A 6,483-nucleotide genomic window follows, 5' to 3' on the forward strand; every position below is an offset into this window, starting at 1 on the left:
TGCTTTGGCGCGTGAGGTGACAAGATGCTGCTCTACATCGTTCGACATGCCTGGGCCGAAGAGCGCGACGCCGAGCGCTTTCCGAACGACGATCTGCGACCGCTGACGGGCGAGGGGAAGAAGCGGTTCGGCCGAATGATGGAGCGGCTCGTTGCCGGCAGCTTCCGGCCAACGCTGATTGCCACCAGCCCCTTAGTCCGCTGCCGGCAAACGGCGGAACTGATCGTCAAGCACCTATCCGATCCAGCGCAACTTGTGGAATTGGATGTATTGCGACCCGGAGCCGATCTAAAGCAATTAATTGACTGGACGGCCCGTCAAGCGGAGCAGACCATCGCCTGGGTTGGTCACGCTCCGGATGTCAGCGAACTGACCGCCGCGCTCGTCGGCGATGGAACCGCCGCGGTCCATTTTGCCAAAGGGGCGGTGGCCGCGATCCAATTCGCCCGCGACATCGCTCAGGGCAAGGGCGAACTTAATTGGCTGGCGACGGCCAAGAACCTGGGCGTCTAAATCGGCGCGAAAAGCGATTTCAGGCACTAGCCAGTCGTGACGGAATCGAGTACGATTCACGTCCTGCGGTTGATTCCTAGGTACGATTGATTCCTATTTCGTAACTATTCTTACTTTACTGCGGTCTACAGGCTTGCGATGCCGGTTTCCTCGGATCAGATCGACGATCGCATGCGGCGATTCTCCGCGACTTGCATCGGGGCGGGCCTGAAGGTCACGCACCAACGCACCGAGATCTTTCGCGAGTTGGCGGGCAGTGAAGAGCACCCCGACGCCGATTTGATCTTTCGGCGCGTGCGCCTCAGGGTGCCGGCCATCTCGCGCGATACGGTGTATCGCACGCTTGCGGCGCTTGAGAAGCACGGGTTAGTACGCAAGGCCGAAATCCTCGATGACCGCGGGCGATACGACGCGAACACCTCGCGACATCATCACTTTGTTTGCACGGAGTGCGGAGCGGTACGCGATTTCTACAGCAAAGACCTCGACGCGTTGCCGATTCCGAGAGGCGTCAAGTCCCTTGGGTCGATTGAATCCACGCACGTGCAAGTGCGCGGTATCTGCATTATCTGCGCGGCGAAGAAGCCGCGGTCCCTAAAATCCGTCATAGCCAGTCCTTAGCGAAGGAGTCTAAACATGTCCGACAAACGATTGACGACGGCCAACGGCCAGCCCATCGACGACGATCAAAACACGATAACTGCCGGGGCGCGCGGCCCGGCGCTGATGCAGGATGTCCACCTCATGGAAAAGCTCGCGCATTTCAATCGCGAGCGGATTCCCGAGCGCATCGTGCATGCCAAAGCGGCGGGCGCCCACGGTTATTTCGAATGCACGGCCGACCTGGCGAAATACACCCGTGCCGCATTTTTATCGGCGAAGGGAAAAAAGACGGATGTCCTCGCCCGCTTTTCAACCGTCGGCGGCGAAAAAGGCTCGGCCGACGCGGCGCGCGATCCACGCGGCTTCGCGATCAAGTTCTATACGGAGGAGGGCAATTACGACATGACGGGCAACAATACGCCCGTGTTTTTCATACGCGATCCGCTGAAATTCCCCGATTTCATACATACCCAGAAGCGGAATCCGGCGACCAATCTGCCCGATCCCGATATGTTCTGGGACTTTCTTTCGCTCACTCCTGAGTCGATGCACCAAGTGACGATCTTGTTCTCCGACCGTGGTACTCCGCGGACCTATCGCCACATGAACGGCCATAGCAGTCATACATTTAAGTGGTATAACGCGAGCGGGGCCTATTACTGGATCAAATACCACTTCAAGACCGAGCAAGGAATCCAGAATCTGACTCGCGAGGAGTCAGTCCGCATTTCCGGCGAGGATCCAAACCATGCCACGCGCGATCTGTTCGACTCGATCGCCCGCAAGGAATTCCCGGCATGGCGCGTGAGCGTGCAGATCATGCGGCCCGAAGACGCCGCCAAATACCGGTGGAACATCTTCGACGTCACCAAGGTCTGGCCGCACGCCGACTATCCGCTGATCGAGATTGGCCGGATGGTGCTCGATCGCAATCCGAAGAACTACTTCACCGAGGTCGAGCAAGCGGCCTTCGGTCCAGGCACCCTTGTGCCGGGGATCGCGGCTTCACCCGACAAAATGCTTCAGGCGCGGCTGATGTCGTATCACGATGCGCATCTGTATCGGCTCGGCGCGAATTACCAACTCCTTCCGGTCAATGCGCCGCGAGCGAGCGGAATGTCCAACTATCAGCGCGACGGCTTCATGCGGCTGGACGAAAACGGCGGCTCAGGACCGAACTATTGGCCCAATTCCTTCCAAGGCCCGGCCCCCGACAAGACCTTCGCCGAGCCGCCGATTGAGTTGGAGGCAACCGCCGCGCGGCATCCCCAGGAATTGACCGACGACGATTTCTTCCAACCCGGCGAACTCTATCGCCGCGTGATGAACGCGCAGGATCGGGAGCACCTGATCGGCAATATCGTCGGCCACCTGGGCGGCGCTCAGCAGCGGATTCAGTATCGGCAGACGGCGCTGTTCTTCAAGACCGATGCGGATTATGGCCGGCGAGTGGCCGCCGGTCTCGGTCTCGATGAGAAGCAAGTTGAGCGATTGGCTTCGATGTCGCAGGAAGAACGCGTCATCGCGACCTCGCGCTAGCGTGGCCCTGCGCCAAGGCGGGAAAGTGGGCCGAAAAACGGCTCGAACCGATGCTTTACATTGGTTCGAGCGACTTCTTCGACCGAGGCGGACCTGCTCGCGGGTCCCGCCCCTTTCGCGGCGCCGGAATTGTTTCGGCGGCGATTTGCCCCTATAATCGGGGTCCCATCGCTCGAACTTGTTGCCCGAACATCCTCCCGCACCGCATGGCTACTGCCGCCGAAATAATTAAACTCGAACACGCGCAACCGCCATTTTTTGTCGGCATCGACGTGGGGGGGACGAATATCAAGGTCGGCCTGGTCGATGACTTGGGCCGCACGTTGAGCCATCTCTCGATCCCGACGCGGGTCGAGCGCGGCGCGGAGGATGGCGCCGAGCGGATGGGGCAAGCGGTCAAGCAAGTCGTCGACACGGCCCAACTTTCGAAGCACGATATCGCCCGCGTCGGCCTCGGAACTCCCGGCACGATGGACATTCCGGCCGGCATGTTGCTCGAGCCGGTCAATCTGAAGGCCTGGCGGAATTTCCCGATCCGTGATCGGGTGGCGCATCACGTCGGGCTTCCCGTCACCTATGCCAATGACGCCAAGGCCGCCACCTATGGCGAGTTTTGGGTCGGTTCCGGACGGAATTTGCACAGTATGGTGCTCTTCACGCTGGGCACCGGAATCGGAGGCGGAATCATCATCGGCGACCTGTTGATCGTGGGCGAACATAGCCACGGGGCAGAGTGCGGACATATCGTTATCGATTATTGCGACGATGCCCGGATGTGCGGCTGTGGTCACCGGGGGCATCTCGAGGCTTATGCCAGCGCCACTGCCGTCATCAAGCGGTCGCACGAAGCGCTTGCCGCCGGACGGAATAGTTCCCTGAGCGGCAGGTTGGAGGCGGGGGCCGAGCTGACGCCGTTGTTGATCGCTACCGAGGCAGAAGCCGGCGATGCTCTGTCGCTAGAGATCGTGCTCGATACGGCCCGTTATCTGGGGATCGGCGCCGTTTCGATGATGCACGCGATCGATCCGGACGCGATCGTGCTGGGGGGGGCAATGACGTTTGGCGGCCACGGCACGGAACTGGGCCGCCGGTTCCTGGCTGCCGTAAAGGAAGAGGTTCAGCGGCGAGCATTGCCGATCCCAGCCGCCAAAACGTCGATCGATTTCGCGTCGCTCGGCGGAGATGCCGGTTATATCGGCGTTGCCGGCCTGGCACGGCTGGATTATCGGCGGCAATGAGCTGCAGCGCAGTTGCATGTGCCGCGGCCCAGACTCCCAGCCGCGCCCATAGAATGGATTGGACGGCGCGCCGGAGGCTCGCGGCGCAAGCGGCGCGGCGAAATGGTTTCTCGTGGTTCGTAATCTGTGCTTTGCACTTGTCACTCGTGATCCATGATTGATTGCCAGCATATTCGCAATTTCTCGATTATCGCCCACATCGACCACGGGAAGAGCACGCTCGCCGATCGGTTGCTGGAGATCACTGGCACCGTGGATAAACGCGACCTCCGCGACCAGACTTTGGACGATATGGACTTGGAGCGCTCCCGCGGGATCACGATCAAGGCCCGAGCCGTCGCCATGCGCTATCAATACCGCGGCGCGGAATACGAGCTGAATCTGATCGATACTCCGGGGCACGTCGATTTTCATTACGAAGTTTCGCGCAGCCTGGCATGTTGCGAGGGAGCGGTGCTGCTGGTCGACGCGTTTCAAGGAGTCGAGGCCCAGACGGTCGCCAATGCCTACGCGGCGATGGAGCACAATCTCGCGATCGTTCCCGTGCTGAACAAAGTCGATCTTAAACACGCACGGCCCGAAGAGGTGATGGAGGAAATGGAGTCGAGCCTGGGGATCGATCCGGCCGAGGTGCTGCCCTGCAGCGGCAAGACAGGCGTCGGCGTCGATAAGCTGCTCGAAGCGATCGTCGAGCGAATCCCGGCCCCAGGCGGCGATCCAGACGCTCCTTTGCAAGCGATGGTCTTCGACTCGCATTATGACGAATTCCGCGGAGCGATCACGTATGTGCGGGTGATCAACGGCACGTTCAAGAAGGGGCAGAAGATTCGCTTTCTAAAGACGGGCAGTGCCTACGAATTGCTCGAAGTGGGCCAGTTTGTGCCGCAACGTCGCGCGTGCAGCCAGCTCCAGGCCGGGCAGGTCGGTTACTTGATCTGCAACATCAAGTCGGCCATCGACGTGCACATCGGCGACACGGTGACGACCTCTGGGGACGACGCTGCCCCCGCGCTGCCAGGCTATCGCCCGCCGCAGCGAATGGTCTATTGCGGGCTCTATCCGTCCGACGGGCAGAACTTCGAGGAGCTGCGCGACGCGCTCACCAAGCTCAGCATCAATGACCCCAGTTTCGAGTTTGAGCCGGAAACGAGCGACGCCTTGGGTTTCGGCTTTCGCTGCGGCTTCCTTGGCCTATTGCACATGGAGATCATCCAACAGCGGCTTGAAGGGGAGTCGAATCTCGATTTGGTGCAGACCGCTCCGAACGTGACTTACCAAATCCTCACAACCACCGGCGAGCTGCTCGAAATCCATAATCCACAGCAAGTGCCCGACGCGGGCCTGATCGACGAATTCCGGCAGCCGATCGTGCGGGTGAATTTCGTGCTGCCCACCGACGTGATCGGCCCGGTGATGCAGCTTTGCACCGATCGCCGCGGCGTCTATGTGAAGACCGAATACTTATCGCCGACGCGGGCGATTCTCACCTTCGACCTGCCCCTGGCGGAGGTGATCTACGACATGCACGACAAGCTCAAGAGCGTCACCCGCGGCTACGGCACGATGGACTACGAGTTGGTCGGTTATTTCCCGGCGGAATTAGTGCGGCTCGATATTCTAGTTGGGGGCAAGCGAGTCGATGCCCTCTCGATCATCTGCGACCGCCGCGACGCCGAGCGCCGCGGCCGGGCGGTCGTCAAGAAGCTGCGCACCGAGATCGATCGGCACATGTTCGAGATTGCCCTGCAAGCGGCAATCGGCAGCCGCGTGGTGGCCCGAGAAACGATCTCCGCGATGCGTAAGAATGTCACGGCCAAATGCTACGGCGGCGACATCACGCGCAAGCGCAAGCTATGGGCCAAACAGCGCGAAGGGAAAAAACGGATGAAGTCGATCGGCTCGGTCGACATCCCGCAGAAGGCATTTCTAGCGGTGCTTGAGTCGGGTAGCGATTGACGGCATTTAGTAGTTCTCGAATCGCATTTCAACATGGCCGCTGGCGGTCTTGCCCGGCTCGACGATTTGGAGGTGGCTTTCATTCTTGAAACCCTTGGCGAACAGATTGTGGGCGTCCGTCGAGCAGGTCTGATTTTCGACGCAAAAAAAAGGCTGGTCTTTCGGCGTGTATAGCACGAGGTGAGTGAAATCGTCGCTTGCGTTGAGCGTGATCCTCAGCCGCGGTTGGCGAAAGTCGATCACCGCCGGCTTGGACGACTGCATACCGAAATAAACGTCGTCGCTCAAGAAGCCCTCGAGCGATTTCGGCCGCCGGGCGTCCCAGTTCGAGCCGGTCAGATCAAGCAGCTTGCCCGTCGGCAGCAGCTTCTCCGATTCCATCAGGTTCGTCGCCGGAATCGTGATATACGTTTCGCTCCTCGGCCCTTGATAGAGAAAGTAGGGATGGAGCGCGAATCCTAACGGGATCGGCTTGTCCCCCTTGCTGTTGTCGACGGTGTAGGTCCAACGGACGCCGTTGTCCAGCGCCTCGACGGCCAGCGAAAGCGTGTGGGCGTTCGGAAATAACTTGTAGAGGTCGCTACCAGGCTCGAAGCGGAACTTGAGAGGGACCTTCACCGAAATATGCCCGTCA

6 protein-coding genes are annotated in these 6,483 nt (G+C 60.1%); 5 read left to right on the plus strand and 1 reads right to left on the minus strand.

Annotated features, from left to right (window positions below):
* Window positions 1–24: 24 nt before the first annotated feature.
* The 5 genes from sixA (at window position 25) to lepA (ending at window position 5,849) form a co-directional block, all read left to right on the plus strand.
* Entirely contained in the window at window positions 25–513 is a 489-nt protein-coding gene (sixA, locus tag VGY55_20500; GenBank protein ID HEV2972366.1) for a phosphohistidine phosphatase SixA, read from the plus strand.
* A 138-nt stretch (window positions 514–651) separates the two neighbouring features.
* Entirely contained in the window at window positions 652–1,134 is a 483-nt protein-coding gene (locus VGY55_20505; GenBank protein HEV2972367.1) for a transcriptional repressor, read from the plus strand.
* Window positions 1,135–1,149: 15 nt separating this feature from the next.
* Entirely contained in the window at window positions 1,150–2,655 is a 1,506-nt protein-coding gene (locus VGY55_20510) for a catalase (GenBank protein HEV2972368.1), read from the plus strand.
* A gap of 206 nt (window positions 2,656–2,861) precedes the next feature.
* On the plus strand, window positions 2,862–3,893 hold the full coding sequence (locus tag VGY55_20515) for an ROK family protein (protein ID HEV2972369.1): 1,032 nt from the start codon (window positions 2,862–2,864) through the stop codon (window positions 3,891–3,893).
* A 153-nt stretch (window positions 3,894–4,046) separates the two neighbouring features.
* Window positions 4,047–5,849 (plus strand): translation elongation factor 4, encoded by a 1,803-nt coding sequence (lepA, locus tag VGY55_20520; protein HEV2972370.1) that lies wholly within the window; start codon window positions 4,047–4,049, stop codon window positions 5,847–5,849.
* Window positions 5,850–5,855: 6 nt separating this feature from the next.
* Here lepA and VGY55_20525 read toward each other — a convergent pair.
* On the minus strand, window positions 5,856–6,483 hold a 628-nt coding region (locus VGY55_20525; GenBank protein ID HEV2972371.1), incomplete at its 5' end, for a hypothetical protein.

This window comes from Pirellulales bacterium (assembly GCA_035939775.1).
Lineage (GTDB): Bacteria > Planctomycetota > Planctomycetia > Pirellulales > DATAWG01 > DASZFO01.